The sequence below is a fragment of the Streptomyces sp. NPDC005794 genome (genome assembly GCF_042871445.1).
Classification (GTDB): Bacteria; Actinomycetota; Actinomycetes; order Streptomycetales; family Streptomycetaceae; genus Streptomyces.
The window spans coordinates 162,218-182,839 of record NZ_JBIAIN010000001.1 but is presented as its reverse complement, the minus strand read 5'-3'; the positions used below and the strand labels follow the sequence as shown (position 1 = coordinate 182,839).

The 20,622-nt window shown below is 70.7% G+C and carries 18 protein-coding genes; 6 read left to right on the top strand and 12 right to left on the bottom strand.

The window, feature by feature from the left end; all coding sequences use genetic code 11:
• Positions 1 to 23 precede the first annotated feature (23 nt).
• A complete protein-coding gene (locus ACFYQ5_RS00850) occupies positions 24 to 1,079 on the top strand; it encodes a phosphotransferase (RefSeq protein WP_389191123.1) in 1,056 nt (351 codons plus the stop codon).
• Positions 1,080 to 1,092: 13 nt separating this feature from the next.
• Here ACFYQ5_RS00850 and ACFYQ5_RS00845 read toward each other — a convergent pair whose 3' ends face one another.
• Entirely contained in the window at positions 1,093 to 2,691 is a 1,599-nt protein-coding gene (locus ACFYQ5_RS00845; protein ID WP_389191120.1) for a protein kinase, read from the bottom strand.
• A gap of 295 nt (positions 2,692 to 2,986) precedes the next feature.
• Here ACFYQ5_RS00845 and ACFYQ5_RS00840 point away from each other — a divergent pair, with 295 nt between their 5' ends.
• The 3 genes from ACFYQ5_RS00840 to ACFYQ5_RS00830 all read left to right on the top strand — a co-directional run bounded on the left by ACFYQ5_RS00840 (position 2,987) and on the right by ACFYQ5_RS00830 (position 6,022).
• On the top strand, positions 2,987 to 4,627 hold the full coding sequence (locus ACFYQ5_RS00840; RefSeq protein ID WP_389191117.1) for a protein kinase: 1,641 nt from the start codon (positions 2,987 to 2,989) through the stop codon (positions 4,625 to 4,627).
• A 114-nt stretch (positions 4,628 to 4,741) separates the two neighbouring features.
• Positions 4,742 to 5,236 (top strand): hypothetical protein, encoded by a 495-nt coding sequence (locus tag ACFYQ5_RS00835; RefSeq protein WP_389191114.1) that lies wholly within the window; start codon positions 4,742 to 4,744, stop codon positions 5,234 to 5,236.
• A 243-nt stretch (positions 5,237 to 5,479) separates the two neighbouring features.
• Positions 5,480 to 6,022 (top strand): bacterial proteasome activator family protein, encoded by a 543-nt coding sequence (locus ACFYQ5_RS00830; RefSeq protein ID WP_389191111.1) that lies wholly within the window; start codon positions 5,480 to 5,482, stop codon positions 6,020 to 6,022.
• A gap of 147 nt (positions 6,023 to 6,169) precedes the next feature.
• On the opposite strand, the gene ACFYQ5_RS00825 is transcribed toward ACFYQ5_RS00830, so the two are convergent.
• From ACFYQ5_RS00825 to pdhA, 7 genes are all read right to left on the bottom strand, one after another.
• Entirely contained in the window at positions 6,170 to 7,156 is a 987-nt protein-coding gene (locus tag ACFYQ5_RS00825; RefSeq protein ID WP_389191108.1) for an NAD(P)H-quinone oxidoreductase, read from the bottom strand.
• A 71-nt stretch (positions 7,157 to 7,227) separates the two neighbouring features.
• Positions 7,228 to 8,370 carry a potassium channel family protein gene (locus tag ACFYQ5_RS00820; RefSeq protein ID WP_389191922.1) on the bottom strand — a complete coding sequence of 381 codons (1,143 nt, stop codon included), beginning with the start codon at positions 8,368 to 8,370 and terminating at the stop codon, positions 7,228 to 7,230.
• Positions 8,328 to 9,875 (bottom strand): molybdopterin molybdotransferase MoeA, encoded by a 1,548-nt coding sequence (locus ACFYQ5_RS00815; protein ID WP_389191105.1) that lies wholly within the window; start codon positions 9,873 to 9,875, stop codon positions 8,328 to 8,330. Before ACFYQ5_RS00815 ends, ACFYQ5_RS00820 begins: the two co-directional genes overlap by 43 nt.
• The gene (locus tag ACFYQ5_RS00810; RefSeq protein WP_389191102.1) at positions 9,872 to 10,747 is read right to left on the bottom strand and encodes an NTP transferase domain-containing protein; all 876 of its coding nucleotides are present in this window, start codon (positions 10,745 to 10,747) and stop codon (positions 9,872 to 9,874) included. Before ACFYQ5_RS00810 ends, ACFYQ5_RS00815 begins: the two co-directional genes overlap by 4 nt.
• Positions 10,748 to 10,842: 95 nt before the next feature.
• The gene (locus tag ACFYQ5_RS00805) at positions 10,843 to 12,240 is read right to left on the bottom strand and encodes a dihydrolipoamide acetyltransferase family protein (RefSeq protein ID WP_389191099.1); all 1,398 of its coding nucleotides are present in this window, start codon (positions 12,238 to 12,240) and stop codon (positions 10,843 to 10,845) included.
• Positions 12,240 to 13,271: an alpha-ketoacid dehydrogenase subunit beta gene (locus ACFYQ5_RS00800; protein ID WP_389191096.1), complete on the bottom strand. Its 1,032-nt coding sequence runs from the start codon at positions 13,269 to 13,271 to the stop codon at positions 12,240 to 12,242. Before ACFYQ5_RS00800 ends, ACFYQ5_RS00805 begins: the two co-directional genes overlap by 1 nt.
• Positions 13,268 to 14,431 (bottom strand): pyruvate dehydrogenase (acetyl-transferring) E1 component subunit alpha, encoded by a 1,164-nt coding sequence (pdhA, locus tag ACFYQ5_RS00795; RefSeq protein ID WP_389191093.1) that lies wholly within the window; start codon positions 14,429 to 14,431, stop codon positions 13,268 to 13,270. The genes ACFYQ5_RS00800 and pdhA overlap by 4 nt, the downstream gene beginning before the upstream one ends.
• Positions 14,432 to 14,657: 226 nt before the next feature.
• Between pdhA and ACFYQ5_RS00790 the strand changes: the two genes are divergently transcribed.
• Positions 14,658 to 15,164 (top strand): Lrp/AsnC family transcriptional regulator, encoded by a 507-nt coding sequence (locus ACFYQ5_RS00790; RefSeq protein WP_389191920.1) that lies wholly within the window; start codon positions 14,658 to 14,660, stop codon positions 15,162 to 15,164.
• A 19-nt stretch (positions 15,165 to 15,183) separates the two neighbouring features.
• Here the strand turns inward: ACFYQ5_RS00790 and ACFYQ5_RS00785 are convergent, their stop codons facing one another.
• Complete coding sequence (locus ACFYQ5_RS00785; RefSeq protein ID WP_389191090.1) at positions 15,184 to 15,774, bottom strand: TetR/AcrR family transcriptional regulator; 591 nt, start codon at positions 15,772 to 15,774, stop codon at positions 15,184 to 15,186.
• Positions 15,775 to 15,897: 123 nt separating this feature from the next.
• Between ACFYQ5_RS00785 and paaN the strand changes: the two genes are divergently transcribed.
• Positions 15,898 to 17,598, top strand: a complete 1,701-nt coding sequence (gene paaN, locus ACFYQ5_RS00780; RefSeq protein ID WP_389191087.1) for a phenylacetic acid degradation protein PaaN — start codon at positions 15,898 to 15,900, stop codon at positions 17,596 to 17,598.
• Between the two features lie 37 nt (positions 17,599 to 17,635).
• Here paaN and ACFYQ5_RS00775 read toward each other — a convergent pair whose 3' ends face one another.
• The 3 genes from ACFYQ5_RS00775 to ACFYQ5_RS00765 are packed head-to-tail and all read right to left on the bottom strand — an operon-like array spanning position 17,636 to position 20,546.
• Complete coding sequence (locus ACFYQ5_RS00775; protein ID WP_389191084.1) at positions 17,636 to 18,346, bottom strand: TrmH family RNA methyltransferase; 711 nt, start codon at positions 18,344 to 18,346, stop codon at positions 17,636 to 17,638.
• Positions 18,343 to 19,617, bottom strand: a complete 1,275-nt coding sequence (locus ACFYQ5_RS00770) for an HTTM domain-containing protein (RefSeq protein WP_389191081.1) — start codon at positions 19,615 to 19,617, stop codon at positions 18,343 to 18,345. The genes ACFYQ5_RS00775 and ACFYQ5_RS00770 overlap by 4 nt, the downstream gene beginning before the upstream one ends.
• Entirely contained in the window at positions 19,614 to 20,546 is a 933-nt protein-coding gene (locus ACFYQ5_RS00765) for a DUF5819 family protein (protein WP_389191078.1), read from the bottom strand. Before ACFYQ5_RS00765 ends, ACFYQ5_RS00770 begins: the two co-directional genes overlap by 4 nt.
• Positions 20,547 to 20,622 lie beyond the last annotated feature (76 nt).

Sequence of the window (20,622 nt, the reverse complement as noted above, 5' to 3'; positions counted from 1 at the left end):
CCAGACACGCAGGGTCACCTAACATGTGGCGAGTGCCGCGCTCATCTGTGACCCTCCCACCTGTCCCTCCGGTCGGCGAGGTCCTGCGCCGCTACCCCGGAGCCGGCGAGCCCCTCGCCTGCGAACCTCTCAGCAAGGGCCTGCTCAACCACGGTTACCGCGTGTCCACCACCCGCGGTTCGTACTTCCTCAAGCACCATCTCGACAAGCACCATCTCGACGACGCCAGTGGCGATCACGCCACGATCGTCCGGCAGCACCGGGCGACCCAGCAGCTGCACTCCCTCGGTGTGCCGGTGGCCCCGCCCATCGCCGACACGCAGGGTGACACGGTCACCGTGATCGACGGGCAGCGCTACGCGCTGCACCGGTGGGTCGACGGTCTCCACCGGGACGGCGCCCAGCTGACGACCGCCCAGTCACGCCGGCTCGGGGCGCTCCTCGGAGCCGTACACATGGGCCTGGAACAGGTCATGGAGGCGGACCCACCGCCTCCGGTACGGGGCCAGAGCCCTGACCCCGCCGATACCTTCACACTGATCGACGAGCTGCTGACGGCCGCGCGGCACCTGGGTCCCCGGGACGCGTTCGACGAGCTCGCCGTACACCGTCTCGTCGAACGCCGCGCCCTGCTGGAACAGCACGCGCACCGCCGCCCGCCCACCCCCGAGGGCTCCACCAGGGGCTGGGTCCACGGCGACTTCCACCCGCTGAACCTGCTCTACCGGGGCGCCGACCCGGTCGCGATCGTGGACTGGGACCGGCTCGGCGTGCAGCCGCGCGCGGAAGAGGCCGTACGGGCGGCGGCGATCTTCTTCGTACGGCCGGACGGCGAGCTGGAGCTGGAGAAGGTGCGGGCGTACGCCCGCGCCTACCGGCGGTCGGCGGGCGTTGGGGCGGCCGAGATGGCGGCCGCGGTGCACCGGGTGTGGTGGGAGCGCCTCAACGACTTCTGGATACTGCGCTGGCGCTACCGCCTGAACGACCGCAGGGCCGACCCGCAGTTCCCTGCGGTGTCGGCCCTGGCGGTGTGGTGGACGCGCGAGTACGAGGCGGTCGGTGAGGCCTTCACGGGGTGAGGGCCCGCCCTCACTATCCGCTGGCGCCCATGTTTCCCCCGGCGGCGGCCGCCGCCGAACTGGCCGGGTCGCCCGTCGTGGTTCCGTCCGTCGTCGCTCCCTCGTCATCACCGGTGCCGCCGTCATCGGTGCCGCCGTCGGCGGTGCCACCGTCGTCACCGGTCCCACCGTCCGTCGTCGTGCCGCCGCCGTCGCTCGTACCCGGGTCCGGCGAGGTGGGTGTGTCCGACGGCTCCTCCGACGGCTCGGTCGGCTGCTGCGGCGGCGGGACGTACGTCGGGTCCGCACTGGGCCACTGCTGCCCACCCGTGGAACCGGACGGCTCCTGGCTCTCCTCTTCCGTCTTCTCGTCCGTCGGCTCGGCCGAGGACGGGGTCGGCGAGGGGGAACTCGACGTGGAGGGCGAGACCGGCGTCTTCTTGTTGTCGTCGCCGCCGCTCGCCGCCTGGAGGGCGAACGCGACGCCCGCGCCGATCGCGATCAGCGCGAGCAGGACGAAGAGCCACATCTTGCTGCGGCCGCCGCCGTTGCGATGACCGCCCGCGTACGCCCCGTCGTCGGGGTTCATGGGCGGCAGGATCGGGCCCTGCGAGGTGTCCCCGTGCATGGGGTGGCCCATGGCCGTCGTGGCGCCCATGTTCATCGCCGCCGTGTGACCGCCGTCGTGCGCGTTGACCGGGCCGGTGTTCCACGTGCCCGTGTGCCCGCCCTGGACCTGCATCATCTGCAGGCTGTACTGGACGAGGCCGCGCATCTCCTCGGCGCTCTGGAACCGGTCGTCCGGGTCCTTCGCGAGGGAGCGCATGACGAGCCCGTCCAGCTCCGGCGGGACGGCGCCGACCTGGGAGGGCGGGACCGGGATGTCCTGGACGTGCTGGTAGACGACGGAGAGCGGCGTCTCACCCGTGAACGGGGGGCGCAGGGCGAGCAGTTCGTAGAGCAGGCAGCCGGTGGCGTACAGGTCGGAGCGGTGGTCGACCGCCTTGCCGAGCGCCTGCTCGGGGGAGAGGTACTGCGGCGTGCCCATGACCATGCCGGTCTGGGTCATCGTCGACTGTGCGCCGTGCAGAGCGCGGGCGATGCCGAAGTCCATCACCTTGACCGCGCCGGAGTGCGTGATGATCACGTTCGCCGGCTTGATGTCGCGGTGCACGATGCCGTGCTGGTGGGAGTACGCCAGGGCCTCCAGCACTCCGGAGACGATGATCAGCGCCTGCTCGGTCGGCGGGGCCTCCGCTTCGAGCAGCAGGTCACGGATCGTGTGGCCCTCGACCAGCTCCATGACGATGTAGGGCACGGTCGCCCCGCCCACGACGTCCTCGCCGGAGTCGTACACGGCGACGATCGCGTGGTGGTTGAGCCCCGCGACCGACTGTGCCTCACGCGTGAAACGCGCCTTGGAGACCGGGTCTTCGGCCAGGTCTGAACGGAGCAGCTTCACCGCCACCGTCCGTCCCAGACGGACGTCCTCCGCGGCGTAGACCTCGGCCATTCCGCCGCGGCCGAGCCGGTGGGTCATGCGGTAACGGCCGTCTCCGACCACACCGCCGACACCCCAGGAGTCGGTGCCATCCGAAACTCCGCCGCCGTTTGCTTCGGATTCGGGTGCCATCAGTCCTCGCCGTCGTATCTGTCCGCGCGTCCGCGGGTTCTCACGGTGCCTTGCTGCATTTGCCACGTCACGCTACAGCCTCTGGCCGACACGCCGGATTTCAGAGTGACGGGCCATCCAATCGGCTCGCGCGCCGTACACGCAAATTCCATGCGCTTCCTGTAACGCTTCCGAGACGCTTCTTGTGCGTAGGGTCACGGAACGGGCACCCGGCTTGACGTGTCGTACCCCTCGGGCAGACTTGGCGCGTCACAGGGATGATCGCGTCCGTCGGGCGCCGAGGGGGATGCAAGTCATGAGCCACGACGGCGCACACGGCGCACAGGGGCGCTACGCGGGCGGTTCCGTGGCCGGTGGCCGCTACCAGCTGCGCGACCTGCTCGGCGAAGGCGGCATGGCGTCCGTCTACCTCGCGTACGACTCCGCCCTGGACCGGCAGGTCGCCATCAAGACGCTGCACACGGAGCTGGGGCGCGAGCAGTCCTTCCGCGAGCGGTTCCGGCGTGAGGCGCAGGCCGTCGCCAAGCTGCAGCACACCAACATCGTCTCGGTGTTCGACACGGGCGAGGACGAGCTCGGCGGCGCGCTGATGCCGTACATCGTCATGGAGTACGTCGAGGGGCAGCCGCTCGGCTCGGTGCTCCAGTCGGACATCCAGCAGTACGGCGCGATGCCGGCCGACAAGGCCCTCAAGGTGACGTCCGATGTGCTCGCCGCCCTGGAGACCAGCCACGAGATGGGCCTGGTCCACCGCGACATCAAGCCGGGCAACGTGATGATGACCAAGCGCGGCGTCGTCAAGGTGATGGACTTCGGCATCGCCCGGGCCATGCAGTCGGGCGTCACCTCGATGACCCAGACCGGCATGGTCGTCGGGACCCCGCAGTACCTCTCGCCCGAGCAGGCGCTCGGCCGCGGCGTCGACGCACGGTCCGACCTGTATTCGGTCGGCATCATGCTCTTCCAACTGCTCACGGGACGCATCCCGTTCGACGCGGACTCCCCGCTCGCCATCGCGTACGCGCATGTGCAGGAGGAGCCGGTCGCCCCGTCGAGCATCAACCGGTCGGTCAGTCCCGCGTTGGACGCCCTGGTCGCCCGCGCGCTGAAGAAGAACCCGAACGAGCGCTTCCCGAGCGCCGCGGCGATGCAGGACGAGATCGCGCGGGTGCTGAGCGCGAGCGGCACGGCGGGCGCTCCGGTGATCATCGGCGGAGGCAACCCGGCGAACAGCGGCTCGGGCGTGGGCTCGGCGGTCTTCCCGCCCGTCGACCAGACCAATTCGGCCCCGCAGAGCGTGCAGACGCCGTACCAGCCGCACCCCCACCAGCAGCACCAGCAGGGCCCCTACGGCGTACCGACCCCGGCGCCCACGCCGGGCTACGGCTACCCGCAGGCGCCCCAGCCGTACGGGACCCCGGCGCACCTGGGGCAGCAGACCCCGCCTCCGTACGCGATGTCCCCGCAGCCGCCCACGGTGGGCACGGGCGGCGGCTCCTCCCAGCGCAACATGCCGGTCGTCGTGGGGTCGATCGTCGTCGCGCTGGTCGCGATCGGCGGCCTGATCGCCTTCCTGAACATGAACGGCGACTCGGAGAACGGCACGAACGGCGACCCGAGCACCAGCGAGTCCTCCGTCGCCGGCGAGCACAAGCCTCCGGAGCGGAACCGGACGATGGACGAGGACAAGTGCACCGACGCCACCGAGGACACGGACGACCCGGCCAAGGTCCAGGCGCCGAACTTCGTCTACAAGGACATCATCTCCGCGAAGTCCTGTGCGGCCGCCGCGGGCTGGACGGTCAAGGTCATCGAGGTGGAGGGCAACACCTTCGCCGAGGACCAGGTCATCGACCAGTTCCCGACCGCGGGTGCGGCTGTGGCGGAGGAGGGCGCCCACTTCGAACTGCGGATCGCGACGGGCGACCCGGCCTGATCCGCTGCGCCACTCCTCCGGGTCCCGCCGGGGGCTGATCCCTCGCGGCGTCGAGGCGCGGTTTCCGGACGCACCCGGGATGCCGGACACATCCCGGCATGTGACGCTGATCTCATGCCTCCTCGACTCCGGGCTCCACGGTCGTCACGGTGCGTCGCCTGCCTGGTGATGGCGGCCGGGCTGGCACTCGGACCGACCGCCTGGGCACACGGGGACGGCGCACGGTCGGCGCACCTGGCGCCGTCGACGACCGCGGCCAGGGACGACGCCCCTTCCCCCGCTGTCAGCCCCTCCGCCCAGGAATCACCCCTCGCCGGACGGCAGGCCGGGGAGGGCCGGGCGCGGCCGGGGCGGTCGCTGTCCCCGCTGGAGATCGAGGACTCCGAGGCGGCGGCGGACGAGATGCCTCCGGACCCGGATCCCGCCGAGGTGCCGGCGTTCACGCCGCCGCCCGAGGCGTTTCCCGAACCCGGTGAGTCGGCACGCCGGCGGCAGGCACTGGACGATCCCGGTCTGAAGCACGTGCGGGACGCGTCACTGGGCAGCGGCATCGCCCTGGTCGGGCTGGGGCTGGCCTTCCTGGCGTTCCGCATGCGACGCGCCACCTGACCCTGCCGTCCGCCCCTCTCCCCCTTCATGGCCCGTGGCCCACGGCACGACCTGCGCGAGGCGATGCAGGCCATGCGCGCGCAGCCCATGGACTCCGCGTACACGCCGATCGTGATGCCGTGGGAGATCATCGGGCTGCCCCGTGCCCGTTCCCGTGCCTGTTCCCGTGCCCCGGAGAGGGTGGATCATCCCTTTCCGGGGGCACCACCGTGATGTGCGGCAGGTGTACGCGACAATGGCGTCATGGAGATGCCGAGGAATGAACGGTCGCAGGAGCACCCCCAAGTCCTCGTAGTGGGGCAGGACGGAATGGCTATCGGCGGCGGTGGCGACGAGTCGCGTGAGATCCCGGTGACGGACATGGTCGAGCAGCCCGCGAAGGTCATGCGCATCGGCAGCATGATCAAGCAGCTTCTGGAGGAAGTCAGGGCGGCTCCTCTCGACGAGGCGAGCCGGGTCAGGCTCAAGGAGATCCACGCGAGCTCGGTGAAGGAGCTCGAGGACGGTCTGGCGCCGGAGCTCGTGGAGGAGCTGGAACGGCTCTCACTGCCGTTCACCGAGGAGTCCGTCCCCTCCGAAGCGGAGCTGCGGATCGCGCAGGCCCAGCTGGTGGGCTGGCTGGAAGGGCTCTTCCACGGCATTCAGACGGCGCTGTTCGCCCAGCAGATGGCGGCCCGCACGCAGCTGGAGCAGATGCGCCGCGCCCTTCCTCCGGGTGTGGGCCATGAGGACGAGGACGGCGGCGTCGATCCGCACGGACCGGCGCGCTCCGGCCCGTACCTGTAGGCCCTTCAGTCCCCTCCGGCGGTGAGTCCCCGCAGCTATCAGTCCCTCTGGCTCTGAGTCCCTCCAGCGCTCAAGCCCACCGACCGCGGTACGCGCCGGGGCCCGGCACACCTCGCGTGTGCCGGGCCCCGGTGTTTTCCCGCTCGTTCAGGCCTTCGGCGCGGCCAGAAGGATCTTGCCGATGTGGCTGCTGGACTCCATGAGCCGGTGGGCCTCCGCCGCGTCCGCCATCGGCATCGTGCGGTCCACGACCGGACGGACGACGCCGTCGGCGATCAGCGGCCACACATGCTCACGCACCGCCGCGATGATCGCGGCCTTCTCCGCGAGCGGCCGCGCGCGCAACGACGTCGCCGTCACGGCGGCCCGCTTGCTCAGCAGGGCGCCCAGGTTCAGCTCGCCCTTGGCTCCGCCCTGAAGGCCGATGATGGCGAGACGGCCGTTCACGGCCAGGGCCCGCACGTTCCGGTCCAGATACTTCGCCCCGACGATGTCGAGGATCACGTCCGCGCCCGCACCGTCCGTCGCCGTACGCAGCTCCTCGACGAAGTCCTGCTCGCGGTAGTCGATGAGGATGTCGGCGCCGAGCTCCTGACAGCGCGCCAGCTTTTCGGGGCCCCCAGCCGTCACCGCGACGCGCGCGCCGACGGCCTTGGCGAGTTGGATCGCCATCGTGCCGATCCCGCTGGACCCGCCGTGGATCAGGAGGGTCTCACCAGGGCGCAGATGGGCCACCATGAAGACGTTGGACCAGACCGTCGCCGCCACCTCGGGCAGGGCCGCGGCCTCGGCCAGCTCCACTCCGTCCGGCACCGGAAGCAACTGACCGGCCGGCACGGCGACCTTCTCCGCGTATCCGCCGCCCGCGAGCAGCCCGCACACCTCGTCACCCACGGACCAACCGGTGACCCCGGGGCCGAGCGCCGCGATGCGGCCCGCGCATTCCAGGCCAGGGTAGGGAGAGGCGCCGGGCGGCGGGTTGTAGAAGCCCTGCCGCTGCAGGACATCGGCCCGGTTGACCGCACTGGACACGACCTCGACGAGAACTTCGCCCTCGCCTGGTACGGGATCGGGGACCTCGGCCCATACGAGTGCTTCGGGACCGCCGGGTTCGGGGATCGTGATCGCATACATGGCCGCGAGGCTACTCCGTGCAAGGTTCCGGACGGGGCCGACCGGCCTGCGCCACGTCCGGGACCCTGCTCCTACGGCCGCTGATGGGGCTGCTGCGGATGGTTCGTCAGCGTTGTGTGGATCGGTGAGGCACGTACGATCGTGATCACCCGGTCCGTCAGCTGCAGGGGGCTGGCCGCCGGGTCGTCGTAACCGAGCAGCCGGTGGCCACGCAGGACGCTGACCACCAAGTCGTCCGTCTCCCGGACGTTCTTGCCCACCTCGGCCTTTATCACCGGCCGTTCGACGAGATCGAGCCCACTGCCCTGCTGGATGAGATCCTCCATCACCGTGCCCGCGCTGGGACTGAGGACGGACAGTCCCAGCAGGCGGCCCGCCGCGCTCGCGCTGGTGATCACAGCGTCGGCGCCGGACTGCCGCAGCAACGGCGCGTTCTCCTCCTCGCGCACGGCTGCCACGATCTTCACGCCCTTGTTCAGCTGACGCGCGGTCAAGGTGACCAGCACAGCGGTGTCGTCGCGCTGGGTGGCGACGATGATCTGACGGGCTTTCTGGACCTCGGCCCGCAACAGCACGTCGCTGCGCGTCGCATCACCCAGCACGCCCACGAAACCCTCGGCGTTGGCCGCTTCGATCACCTTGCCGGCCGGGTCGACGATCACGATCTGATCTTTCTTCAGACCGGTGGCGCAGAGCGTCTGGATGGCCGAGCGGCCCTTCGTGCCGAAGCCGACGACCACGGTGTGTTCACGCAAGTTGGTTCTCCAACGGTTCAGCCGGAAGTCCTCCCGGGTCCGTTCCGTCAGGACCTCGAGGGTGGTGCCGACCAGGATGATCAGGAAGAGCACGCGCAACGGCGTCACCAGCACCACGTTGACGAGCCGGGCCGAGTCGCTGTACGGGACGACGTCTCCGTAGCCGGTCGTCGACAGCGTCACCGTCGCGTAGTAGACGGCGTCGAGGAAGTCGACCTTGTTGTCGGCGTTGTCGTGGTACCCAGACCGGTCGGCCCAGACGATGAAGACCGTTATGGCCAGCACCGTGAGGGCCATCGCCAGCCGCTTGGCCACCTGGCGCAACGGTCTGTCGACGACTCGGCGGGGCAGGAGCACCCGCGTCGGGACGACATGCTCGTCCGCCCGCCTGGCCATCGCATCGTGGCCGGGAAGTTTCACGTGAAACACCCTTCCGTCCACGGCGCTGCCGAGGCCCAGGGTAGATCGAGGATCTCCACCTCGGTGCCGGACCGTACCCCGCCGGGCGGCACCACGGCCAGCCCGTCCGCAGCGGCGATCCCACGGAGCATGGCAGGGCCGTTGTAATGGAGGGGGACCACGCTGTCGTCGCGATGGATCACAGGGATCAGCCGGGTGTCATGCGGGTGTCCGTGCACGTCCTCGCGGACGGGCACGTGGTAACGGTCCAGGGGTGACCGGCCGGCGGCCCCCCGAAGCAGAGGCTCGGCCAGCGTCAGCAGCCCGGACACCGCGGCCAGGGGGTTTCCGGGCAGGCCCACCAGGCAGGGGCCGCCCTCCGCGAGTCGCGCGAGGAGCATCGGATGGCCGGGACGCACAGCCACCCCGTCGACCAGCAGCTCGGCCCCGATCCCGGCCAGAACCGGATGGACATGGTCCAGCGGGCCGGCCGCTGTCCCACCCGTGGTGAGGATCAGATCGGCGTCGGAGGAGGTGAGGGCCTGGCGCAGCGCCTCGGCGTCGTCGCCGAGGCGCCGGGGCTCGGCGACTTCGGCCCCCAGCGCGCGGAGCCAGGGGCCCAGCATGGGGCCGAGCGCGTCCCGGATCAGCCCTTCGTGCGGAAGTCCCGCCGTGAGGAGTTCGTCCCCCAGGACGAAGATGTCCACACGGGGCCGGGGTACGGCCACGAGAGCGTCGTACCCAGCGGCTGCCGCCAGCCCGAGAACGGGCGGAGTCACCACGGTACCCACGGGCAGGAGCTCATCGCCGGACCGGCATTCCTGGCCTCGGGGGCGGATGTCCTGGCCCGGAACGACCTCGCGGGTGGCGTGCAGCAGCCGCTTGGCCTCGTCGTGGTGTGCGTGCTCGCTACGGATCACTGCGGTGGCATCCGCCGGAAGGCGTGCGCCCGTGGCGATACGCAGGGCCTGCCCGTCGGGGAGCGGCTCCGTGGACCCGTGTCCGGCGAGCAGCCCTTCCCCCTCCTGTACGGACCAGGGCCCCGGCCCCGCGACGACCCAGCCGTCCATGGCCGAGGTGTCGAACGACGGCAGATCGGTGAGCGCGACAACAGCCTCGGCCAGGACATGTCCGAGAGCCCGGTCGAGGGACAGCCGGTGGGCCGCCAGGGAAGCGGTACGGCCCAGGCGCTCGGCCTGGTCACGCGCCCCGGCCCACGCGGTGGCGTCGTCTCGGCGGGCGTGCGGAGAGTACGGGGAGCCGTTACCCGGCGAGGTTCCGTGGCGGCGGCGGGAAGTACCCGCGTCCGGAGTGCCGGGGGCGGGGGCCGGGCTGGTGCGTGTGCCCTGCTTCGACGGCTCCGACGGGTTCGACGGCTCCGACGGGTTCGAAGAGGAAGCTGGAGCTGTCGCACCGGGCCGGTCCGTCGAGTGATGCGCGGTCGGCGGCTGACGCCCGACGAGAGCCAGAGCCTGCTCGACAGCCCGCTCCTCTTCAGCGGCCCTTCTTCCCTCGGCCGCCCGTTCTTCCGCGGCTGCCCGCGCCGCGCCTCCGGGCGAGGTCATGGCTGACCGGGCCCGCTGCCGGCCTCCGTTTCCTCCTCCCACCTGAGCGCGAGGGCGGTGGCCTTGCGGGAAGCCTCGGCCACCGCTTCAGCGGCGGCCTCCGGGCTCTTACCGCTGCTCGCCATCGCCGCCGCGTACCCCACCAGGAAGGTGGTCAGCGGCGCGGCGGGCCGGGCCACGCCGTGCGCGGCATCACGGGCGAGGTCGAGCAGGACGCCGGTGTCGACGTCGAGTTCGATGCCCAGCTCGTTCTTGACTGCGGTGATCCATTCGTCCAGCACAGTCCCATGCTCCCTGATTCGCGCCCTCGCGGCAGCAATGTCTTCCCAGGTGTCGCAGTCGAACGAAGACAGTGGACCGGCCTGGATCCGGGCCAGGTCCAGTTCCGCCGTCAGCAACCTCAGCGGCAGACCGGCGAGGCTGCCGTGTTCGGTGGCGATGAGAGCGAGTTCACGGCGCAGCGGCTCGGCCCGGTAGACCGCGACCAGAGGCTGGTCCCGGCCGTCCTGGTCGGTACACAGGGCACCTTCGCGGCCCCCCGGCTCCACTGCGGCCAGCAACGACTGAACCGTCGCCTCCCCCAGGAACGGCAGATCCGCGGAGAGCACCAGAACGCTCTCCGCGTCGGTGTGCCGGACGCCGGCGCCGAGTGCGGCCAACGGTCCGCCGCCCTGGGGCACTTCGCGTGTCCAGGTGACCGGACGCACGGTGGGCCTGCGACCACCCACCACCACGGTGGACCCGGCGTCGGCACAGACAGCGAGCACCCGGTCGAGCAGGGAGCGGCCGCCCACACGGAGCCCTGGCTTGTCAGCTCCCCCGAGGCGCTTCGCAGCCCCTCCGGCAAGAACGATGGCGTCATACGCGGTCATGCCCCGAGTATGCGGGCCACCCGCCCCTGACGGTCCCCCGGGGACCGAACTCACAAGGAGCCCGGCCCGGGGGGCCCGTCCGCGTCCCGGCTCCGCTACAGCGTGCGCAGCATCACCACCGGCTGTTCCACACAGTCGGCCACGTACCGCAGGAAGCCGCCCGCCGTGCCGCCGTCGCAGACCCGGTGATCGAAGGTGAGCGAGAGCTGGACGACCTGACGGACCGCCAGCTCGCCCTCGTGCACCCAGGGTTTCGGTACGATCCGGCCGACGCCGAGCATCGCCGCCTCAGGGTGGTTGATGATCGGCGTGGAGCCGTCGACGCCGAACACCCCGTAGTTGTTCAGCGTGAAGGTCCCTCCGGTGAGCTGCGCCGGGGTCAGCTTCCCGTTCCGGGCAGCCTCGGTCAGCCGGGTGATCTCCGCCCCGATCGACTCCACGTTCCGGGTGTGCGCGTCCCGGACGACCGGTACGACCAGCCCCCGCTCCGTCTGGGCGGCGAACCCCAGATGGACCCCGGGCAGTCGTACGACCTCCCGGGCCTCGGCATCCACCGTCGCGTTGAGCTCGGGGAACCGGGCCAGAGCGGCCGTGCAGATACGGGCCAGCAGTGCGAGCACCGACACCTTCGGCACCGATGCGGCACCACCGGCGGTGTTCATGGCGGCCCGCGCCGCCATCAGCTCGGTGGCATCGGCGTCGACCCAGCAGGTGGCATCGGGAATCTCCCGCCGACTGCGCGACAGCTTCTCGGCGACCGCGCCCCGGACCCCGTGCAGCGGGATCCGCTCGGCCGGTGTGCCCGGCTCCGGCACGGCCACCGTGGCTGCACCGGCAGGGCGCTCCTCTCCCACGGCCTTGATCGCGGACTCCACATCGGTGCGCAGGATCAGCCCGTCCCGGCCTGTGCCGGTGACCTGTCGGAGATCGAGACCGTGCTGCCGTGCCAGCTTCCGGACCAGTGGAGAAATGACGGCCACCGGCCCCTGCGGTGCCACCACGCCGAGGGCTGGAGTCGTGGGGGCTGCCGGGGCTGCGGGCATGGCCGCCAGGGCCGCAGTCGTGGTGGCGGCCGTGGTTGCGGCCGTGGTTGCGGCCGTCCCCGGGAACGGACCGGGCTTGATCCTGCGTCTGCGCGCAGCCGGTGCCCCCGTGCCGTAGCCGACCAGCACATTGCCGGATTTCCCGCTTTCGGCACGGCTTCCGGAGGGCTCTCCGGAAGCCCCGTTCCTCGTCCCCGGCTCCACCGGCCCGACCGCCACCGTCAGCAGCGGCGCCCCGACCGGGAGCTCCGCGCCCTCCTCGCCGAACCGTGCCGTGACCACGCCCTTGTAGGGGCAGGGCACCTCCACCATGGCCTTGGCCGTCTCGACCTCGACGACCGGCTGGTCGATGGCGACGACGTCGCCGACCTCCACCAGCCAGCGCACGATCTCGGCCTCGGTCAGCCCTTCGCCCAGGTCCGGCAACGTGAATTCGAGCACCTGCGCCATCAGCTATCGGCCTCCCACTGAAGGCGGGCGACCGCGTCGAGCACCCGGTCCACGCCCGGCAGATGGTGCCGCTCCTGCATCGGCGGCGGATAGGGAATGTCGAACCCGGCGACGCGCAGGACCGGCGCCTCCAGATGATGGAAGCATTGCTCGGTCACCCGCGCCGCGATCTCACCGCCCGGACCGCCGAAACCGGAGGACTCGTGGACGACCACCGCACGCCCCGTGCGGCGGACCGACGCGGTGACGGTCTCGTCGTCGAAGGGCACGAGCGAGCGCAGGTCGACCACCTCGAGATCCCATCCCTCGGCCGTCGCCGCCTCAGCTGCCTCCAGACACACCGGGAGAGACGGCCCGTAGGTGATCAGGGTGGCGCTGCGACCAGGGCGCCGGACCACCGCCCGCCCGATCGGCTCGACCTGGGCGGGCGTATCCGGCGACCAGTCGGCCTTGGACCAGTAGAGCCTCTTCGGCTCCAGGAAGACCACCGGGTCGTCGGAAGCGATCGACTTCCTCAGCAGCCCGTACGCGTCGTCGACCGTGGCCGGCATGACGACGTGCAGACCGGGCGTCGCCATGTAGTACGCCTCCGAGGAGTCGCTGTGGTGCTCGACCCCGCCGATCCCGCCGCCGTACGGCACCCGCACCGTGATCGGCAGCGGCATGGCGCCCCCGGTCCGGTTCCGCATCTTGGCGACATGGCTGACCAGTTGCTCGAACGCCGGATAGGCGAAGGCATCGAACTGCATCTCCACCACGGGCCGCAGGCCGTACATCGCCATGCCCACGGCCGCTCCGAGGATTCCCGCCTCGGCCAGCGGTGTGTCCGTACAGCGGTCGTCGCCGAACTCCTTCGCCAGGCCGTCGGTGACGCGGAAGACCCCGCCGAGTGTGCCGACGTCCTCCCCGAGGACGTGCACCGTCGGGTCCTCCGCCATCGCGTCGCGCAGCGCCCGCCCGAGGGCCTGCGCCATCGTGGCCGGCCTGGCCCTGCCGGTCCGTTCACCGGCCGTCGCGGCAACGGTGCTCATCGCCCACCCTCCGTGCCGCACTCGTCGTGCGCAGCGTGCTCCGCGTCCAGCTCGGCCTGCAACCGTGCGGCCTGCTCCCTCAGCTGCCCGGTCTGCTCCCCGTAGACATGGGTGAACAGATCCATCGGATCGAGCACCGGATCGGCGTTCATCTGCTCCCGCAGCTCCTCCGCCATCCGTTCCGCCGCTTCCCGCACCGTCCCGATGCCGTCCTCGTCCAGCAGCCCGCGCCCGGTCAGCTCCCGCTCCAGAAGCCTGATCGGATCGTGCGCACGCCACACCTCCACCTCGCTGTCACCGCGGTAGCGCGTGGCGTCGTCGGCGTTCGTATGGGCGTCCATGCGGTACGTGACCGCCTCCACCAGCGTCGGCCCCCCGCCCCGCCTGGCCCGTGCCACCGCCTCGGCCAGCACCTGATGCATCGCGACCGCGTCGTTGCCGTCGACCAGGCGCCCCGGCATCCCGTACCCCACGGCCTTGTGGGCGAGGGACGGCGCCGCGGTCTGCTTGGCCAGGGGCACGGAGATCGCGAAGCCGTTGTTTTGTACGAGGAAGACGACCGGGGCGCGCCAGACGGCCGCGAAATTCAGCGCCTCGTGGAAATCGCCCTCACTCGTGCCGCCGTCGCCGACCATCGCGAGGGCCACCACATCGTCGCCCTTGAGGCGGGCCGCGTGCGCCAGGCCCACGGCATGTGGCAACTGGGTGGCCAACGGGGTGCACAGCGGGGCGATGCGGTGCTCACGCGGGTCGTACCCGGTATGCCGGTCGCCCCGCAGCAAGGTCAGCGCCTCGACCGGATCCAGGCCGCGTGCCACCGCGGCGAGAGTGTCGCGATAGCTGGGAAAGAGCCAGTCCCGGTCCTCCAGCACGAGCGCCGCCGCGATCTCGCAGGCCTCCTGGCCGGTGCTCGACGGATAGACCGCGAGCCTGCCCTGCTTGGTCAGTGCGGTGGCCTGCGCGTTGTACCGGCGCCCGCGCACCAGCTCTGCGTAGAGCCTCAGCAGCAGCTCGGGGTCGGTGCCCGCCGCGGCGTCCGTACCGAGCACGCGGTACGGCTCGGCGTCCGGGAGCAGCGGCGCGGGATCGGTGAGCGGCTTCCAGGCCGGGGGCGGCGTGGGCCGGTAGGCGGCTGCGCCGGGCAGCTCCTGGACCGTCATGACAAGCACCTCCTGGCATCGAGATCTATCGAGGGGTGTCGAAATCTGCAGCAATGTCGGGGCATGGACGGGGGCACGGTGTGGTGTGCCTCACCTACCGATTGTTCGGTCGTGGGCGCAATTTGGCTACAGGCACCTTCAGCCTGTGGACAAACGGTTCTCCACAGCCTGGGATAGAGGCAGGTCGTCCACAACAGGGAGGCGCGGGCAGATGGCAGCTGAACAAATGGCCGCCGGGGGCGGGGACCCGGGCCACTCTCCACCCCCACGGCCGCTGGACTCCACCGACCGCGCCATCCTGCGCATCCTCCGGACGGACGGCCGCGCCTCGATACGCGCCGTAGCGGAACGCGTGCACGTCTCGCGGGCCAACGCGTACGCCCGGATCAACCGGCTCGTCGAGGACGGCGTGATCCGGGGTTTCAGCGCACGCGTGAATCACGAACGGGCGGGGCAGGCCGCCTCCGCCTACATCACGCTCAAGATCGTCCAGAACTCCTGGCGCACCGTGCGCGAACAGCTTCAGGCCCTCCCGGGCGCCACCCACATCGCACTGGTCAGCGGCGACTTCGACGTACTGCTCCTGGTGCACACCCCGGACAACCAGGCGCTGCGCGAACTGGTCCTGACCAGGATCCAGGCCATACCCGAGGTGCTCTCCACCCGCACCCTGCTGGTGTTCGAGGAGACCGACCTGGACCCGCGCCCGGACCGACCGGCCGAGCTCGCCTAGCCCGGTCCTCCGCTCAGGATCAGGCGGCCCGCATCCCCTCGAAGGCGAGCTGGACGACGGTGTCGGCGAGCTGCTCCGCCTCCGCGGAGCCGCCCGGCTGAGGGCGGTACCACTCGACCAGCGAGTTCACCATGCCGAAGAGCAGCCGGGTCGCCAGGCGTATGTCCACGTCCGCACGCAGATCCCCCTCCGCCACCGCGGCCTTGAGCAGCTCGGACACCCGCTGGTCGAATTCGCGCCGTCGCTCGAGCGCCCATCGCTCCGTCCGCGTGTTGCCGCGTACGCGGAGAAGCAGCGTGACGTACGGCAACTCCGCCAGGAGCACCTCGACGGTGCGGCGCGTGACGTACTCGACCCGGGCGATCGCCCGCCCCTGTATCGCCCCCGTCTCGTCGAGGATGCCGAAGAGCCCGTCGAGCGCCCGGCTCACCGCACGCCTCAGCAGCTCCTCCTTGCCCGCCACATGGTGGTAGATGGACGACTTGGAGATGCCCGCCGCCTTGGAGAGGTGCTCCATGGACGTGCCGTCGTAACCGCGCTCGTTGAAGACACGGACGGCAACGGTCAGGAGTGTCTCCGGGGTGTACGTGTCCCGCTTGGCCGTGGTCATGACCGCGATCCTCCCCCATGAGTTGTCCACAGGTTCTTTGGGGCCCCTTATCCCGACCGATCGTTCGGTTACTCTAACTCCGTCAGCACGTCCCTGCCCGGCTCGACGAGGAGTTGGTCCGTCATGGCCGCCGAGCTTTCCCCCGAGAAGCTGTCCGAGATCCACCGTCCGACGCTCGACCAGGCCCTCGACGCGATCCGCACGCGCGCCTACTGGTCTCCGCACCCCGAGCACCCGAAGGCCTACGGCGAGGGAGGTCTCCCCGGCAGCCTCGGCGCGGCCGAGGGCAAGGCCGCGTTCGACGCCGTGCTCAACACCAGGCTGGATCCGGGCCAGCCCGGCACCGACGGCTGGACCGGCGCAGAGGTCTCGCCGTACGGACCCGAGCTGGGCGTCGAGTACCCGCACGCCGACCCGGACGTCCTGCTGCCGGCCATGAGCGCCGCCATGGGCTCCTGGCGTGCGGCGGGACCCGAGACGAGGGCCCTGGTCTGTCTGGAGATCCTCGCCCGGATCAGTGCCCGTACACACGAGCTGGCCCACGCCGTGATGCACACCAGCGGGCAGGCGTTCGTGATGGCTTTCCAGGCGGGCGGCCCGCACGCCCAGGACCGCGGCCTGGAGGCCGTGGCCTACGCGTACGAGGAACAGACGCGCACGCCGCGCAGCGCCGACTGGTCGAAGCCCCAGGGAAAGCGCGACCCGCTGCAGCTGCACAAGTCGTACACGGCGGCCGGGCGCGGCATCTCACTGCTGATCGGCTGCAACACCTTCCCCACGTGGAACGGCTATCCGGGCCTCTTCGCCTCGCTGGCCACCGGCAATCCCGTCCTGGTCAAGCCGCACCCGCGTGCGGTCCTGCCGCTGGCGCTCACCGTTCAGCTGGCGCGCGAGGTCCTGGCTGAAGCGGGCTTCGACCCGAATCTCGTCGCCCTGGCTGCCGAGCGGCCCGGCGAGGGCATCGCCAAGACCCTGGCGGTACGGCCCGAGATCAAGATCATCGACTACACGGGGTCCACCGCCTTCGGCGACTGGCTGGAGACCAACGCCCGGCAGGCCCAGGTCTACACGGAGAAGGCGGGCGTCAACACGATCGTCATCGACTCCACCGACAACTACCGCGGCATGCTCTCCAACCTGGCCTTCTCGCTCTCCCTCTACAGCGGCCAGATGTGCACCACCCCCCAGAACCTGCTCATCCCGCGCGACGGCATCACGACCGAAGGCGGCACCAAGTCCTACGAGGACGTGGTGGCGGACATCGCTGATGCGGTGAACGGGCTCCTCGGCGACGACGCCCGCGCCAACGGGCTGCTCGGCGCCCTGGTGAACCCGGATGTGAAGGCCCGGCTGGAAGGGGCCGCGGCCCTGGGGGACGTCGCACTCGCCTCGCGTCCGGTGGCCAACCCCGAATTCCCCGACGCCCTGGTCCGTACGCCGGTTCTGGTGAAGCTCGACGGAACCAAGCCCGACGACGGCGCGCCCTACCTCTCGGAGTGCTTCGGCCCGGTCTCCTTCGCGGTCGCCGTCGACTCGACCGCTGACGCGCTGGATCTCCTGCGCCGTACGGTCCGCGAGAAGGGCGCGATGACCGTCGGCGCGTACACCACCTCCGCCGAGGTGGAGCGCGCGGTGGAGAACGTCTGCTTCGACGAATCGGCTCAGCTCTCGCTGAATCTCACCGGCGGCCTGTACGTCAACCAGACGGCGGCCTTCTCCGACTTCCACGGCTCGGGAGGCAACCCGGCGGCCAACGCGGCGCTCTGCGACGGGGCCTTCGTGTCCAACCGATTCCGGGTGGTGGAGGTCCGCCGCCAGGCCTAGGCACCGGTGGCCGGTGGAGTGGATCACGCTCCTCCGGCTACAGGCCCTGCGGGTCCGGGATGTCCGCGTACCTCTGCACCCAGGCGTGCATGGCGATCGCTGCCGCCGCACCGGCGTTGATCGACCGCGTGGAGCCGAATTGCGCGATCGAGCACACCATCGAGGCGTGCTTGCGCGCTTCCTCCGTCAGCCCTGGCCCTTCCTGCCCGAACAGCAGCACGCACCGCCGCGGCAGCTCCGTCCGCTCCAGCGGCACAGCCCCGGGAAGGTTGTCGATCCCGATGATCGGCAGTCCCTCGGCCTCGGCCCACGCGGTCAGGTCCGCCGTGTCCGGATGGTGCCGCACATGCTGGTAGCGGTCGGTCACCATCGCCCCCCGCCGGTTCCATCGCCTCCGCCCCACGATGTGGATCTCCTTCGCGAGGAAGGCGTTGGCGGTGCGTACCACCGATCCGATGTTGAAGTCATGGCCCCAGTTCTCCACCGCCACATGGAAGTCGTGCCGCCGCAGATCGAGATCGGCGACGATCGCCTCCCGCGTCCAGTACCGGTAGGGGTCACCCACGTTGCGCCGGTCACCGTGAGCGAGGAGTTCGGGGTCGTAGCGCTCCCCCTCGGGCCAGGGCAGCGGGTGCGGCCCTACGCCGATGGCTGCGCCGTACCCGTCGTCGTACTGGATCGGTTCCGCGGTCGGGTCGGGCGCGGCTGCCGCCCGGGGCTCTTCTGTACTGCCGGTCTCGCTGGTCACCCGACGAGCGTATGGCCACTGCCGCTGCCGCTGCGCCTGGCCTCCCCGTCGTCGCCCGGCGCTGCCCGCCGCTGCCCGGGGAGCCGGAGCCTGCCCACCGTCCGGTCGAACAGACGGCGCCGGCAGAACGACACCCTGTGCCCCAGCCACACCAGGAAGACCGTCGGCAGGAAGACGGCGTCCGCGGCGATCATCGCCATGGAGAAGAAAGGCAGCCCCAGCAGGACGGAGATACCGGCGTGCTCACCGATCATGAGGACCAGCAGGACGTTCTTGACCCGCCGGTTGAACAGCGTGAAGGGGAAGGCAACCTGCACGATGACCGTGGCGTACGTCAGCAGCATGATCGCCAGGGCGCTGGAGGCGAGCAGGCCGGAGAGCCATGGCCACGGGGTGAAGTAGTCCAGCTTGAGCGGGTAGTAGATCGCGGTGCCGTCCTGCCAGCGGGAGCCCTGGATCTTGTACCAGCCGGCAGTCGCGTAGATCAGACACACCTCGGCCATGATCACGAAAAGCGCGGCGTTGTGGGCGACGTTGGCCAGGACGTCGAAGAGGGCGCGCATCTCATGGTCGGGCGCGTACCGGTTCAGGGCCCACCAGCCCCCGTTCCCCAGCCACAGTGCCCACAGGAGGGACGGCAGCCACCAGGTGCCGCCGAGGCCTCCCATGAGAGTGGCGGGCAGAAGGACACAGCCGAGTACCGCCCACAGGACCCGCCCGACGACGTCACGGGCCGGCCTGCCTCCCTCCGCGCGCCGTGCGGCGTCCCGCGACGCACGGCGCGCGTCCAGGGACCAGACCCGCGCACAGCGCGTCAGAACCAGATAGAGCGCCATCAGATGGATGACGTTGTCGCCGCCGTCGCCCATGAAGATGCTGCGGTTCTGCAGGGAGAGCACCCCGGCCATGAAGACGACGGACGTGGCCCGGGTCCGCCAGCCGGTCACCAGCAACGCGGCCGATACCAGCGTGAGCACGTACACGGTCTCGAACCACAGCGTGCTGTCCGACCACATCAGGACGGTGAAGGCGTCGTTGTTGGTGATGAGACGGCGCGCCATGTCCCAGCTCCACGGACCGTCGGGGCCGTACAGCTCGTGGCGGTGGGGCAGCTCACGCAGCAGGAACAACAGGCAGGTGGCGGACACACCGATCCGGACGACCGCGCTCTGGTGGGCGCCGAGGGGGAAAGCCGTGATGCGCTGGACGGCGCGGGCGAGCGAATGGCCGGCGGTACCGGCGTGCTCACGGATCGGGGCGGGGGCGCTCATTTCTCGGCCTTCCGAGACTGCGGCGCGTGATCCGCCGTGGCCGTCCCGGGGAGATCGGACGGGGCGACGGTCCACCACGGGAGCTCCCTGTACTCCGGCTGGGTGCTGATCTTCTCGTCGCTCCACGCGGGGGCTCCGACGGCGCGTACGGCGGACCGCACCTGGATGCGCTCGACCGTGCCGCCGTAGCCGTGTTCGGCGAGGCGCAGCATGACGATGCGGCGGATGTAACGCTCGGACAGCTCACCGCGGAGGCCGTGAGGCCGGTTCTCGCTGTCGTGGGACCCGGTGTAGAAGTCCCAGGCACGGCGCAGTTCGTTCTGGTCGACGTGGCTGGGGAGGAGATTGCCGCGTATCGCCTCACCGTCATCACGCGAGAGGTTGAGCCAGCGTGTGACCTTGCTGCCGTCGGCGCCGTCATCGGCCAACTCGGCCCGTACGTGCACGGCGATGTTCTGCTGGAGCGGATTGGGCGCGAACAGCTTCCAGTTCTGCTCGAACTCGGGGTAGACCCAGTCGTCGACCACCTCGCCGTGCTGCTTCGTCAGCGTGTTGGACGGCGCGACGTGCAGAAAGATCATGGCTATGTGCGCGCAGGCGAACAGGCCTATGACGGACAGCGCGAGCGCCGCGGGGATCTGGTACGGGAGCGAGAGCGCGGCCATACCGCCGCCCGGGCGGCGTCCGGCGGGCCCCGGGACAGGGCTGTGGACGGTGTCCGAAGGCGCGGCGGCGACCGGGTCCGAAGGCGCCGCGGCGACCGGGTCCGGAGGGCGGACCGTCCCGGCCGGTGGTGGACCCGCAGGCGCGGACTCATCGTCCTGATCCGCGTGCGGGCGGTTCGTCACACCGGGCCAGGCGAGCTTGTTCTCGTTTCCGCTGCGCCCACCGTGGTCCGCATCCATCCCGCCCCGATCACCGTCGATCATCGCTCAGTTATCCACAGGGTTGACACCCTACGGGCCTCCGACCCACCATTGAAGTCAAGGAACCGAACGATCGGTC

Bases quoted from the DNA above. Each gene is read 5' to 3' on its own strand.
- ACFYQ5_RS00785 (WP_389191090.1), bottom strand. From the start codon at position 15,774: ATGACCACGGCCAAGCGGGACACGTACACCCCGGAGACACTCCTGACC.
- ACFYQ5_RS00800 (WP_389191096.1), bottom strand. From the start codon at position 13,271: ATGAGCACCGTTGCCGCGACGGCCGGTGAACGGACCGGCAGGGCCAGG.
- ACFYQ5_RS00815 (WP_389191105.1), bottom strand. From the start codon at position 9,875: ATGACCTCGCCCGGAGGCGCGGCGCGGGCAGCCGCGGAAGAACGGGCG.
- ACFYQ5_RS00770 (WP_389191081.1), bottom strand. From the start codon at position 19,617: ATGAGCGCCCCCGCCCCGATCCGTGAGCACGCCGGTACCGCCGGCCAT.
- ACFYQ5_RS00850 (WP_389191123.1), top strand. From the start codon at position 24: ATGTGGCGAGTGCCGCGCTCATCTGTGACCCTCCCACCTGTCCCTCCG.
- ACFYQ5_RS00835 (WP_389191114.1), top strand. From the start codon at position 4,742: ATGCCTCCTCGACTCCGGGCTCCACGGTCGTCACGGTGCGTCGCCTGC.
- ACFYQ5_RS00845 (WP_389191120.1), bottom strand. From the start codon at position 2,691: ATGGCACCCGAATCCGAAGCAAACGGCGGCGGAGTTTCGGATGGCACC.
- paaN (WP_389191087.1), top strand. From the start codon at position 15,898: ATGGCCGCCGAGCTTTCCCCCGAGAAGCTGTCCGAGATCCACCGTCCG.
- ACFYQ5_RS00765 (WP_389191078.1), bottom strand. From the start codon at position 20,546: ATGATCGACGGTGATCGGGGCGGGATGGATGCGGACCACGGTGGGCGC.
- ACFYQ5_RS00805 (WP_389191099.1), bottom strand. From the start codon at position 12,240: ATGGCGCAGGTGCTCGAATTCACGTTGCCGGACCTGGGCGAAGGGCTG.
- ACFYQ5_RS00825 (WP_389191108.1), bottom strand. From the start codon at position 7,156: ATGTATGCGATCACGATCCCCGAACCCGGCGGTCCCGAAGCACTCGTA.
- ACFYQ5_RS00830 (WP_389191111.1), top strand. From the start codon at position 5,480: ATGGAGATGCCGAGGAATGAACGGTCGCAGGAGCACCCCCAAGTCCTC.
- ACFYQ5_RS00840 (WP_389191117.1), top strand. From the start codon at position 2,987: ATGAGCCACGACGGCGCACACGGCGCACAGGGGCGCTACGCGGGCGGT.
- pdhA (WP_389191093.1), bottom strand. From the start codon at position 14,431: ATGACGGTCCAGGAGCTGCCCGGCGCAGCCGCCTACCGGCCCACGCCG.
- ACFYQ5_RS00790 (WP_389191920.1), top strand. From the start codon at position 14,658: ATGGCCGCCGGGGGCGGGGACCCGGGCCACTCTCCACCCCCACGGCCG.
- ACFYQ5_RS00810 (WP_389191102.1), bottom strand. From the start codon at position 10,747: ATGACCGCGTATGACGCCATCGTTCTTGCCGGAGGGGCTGCGAAGCGC.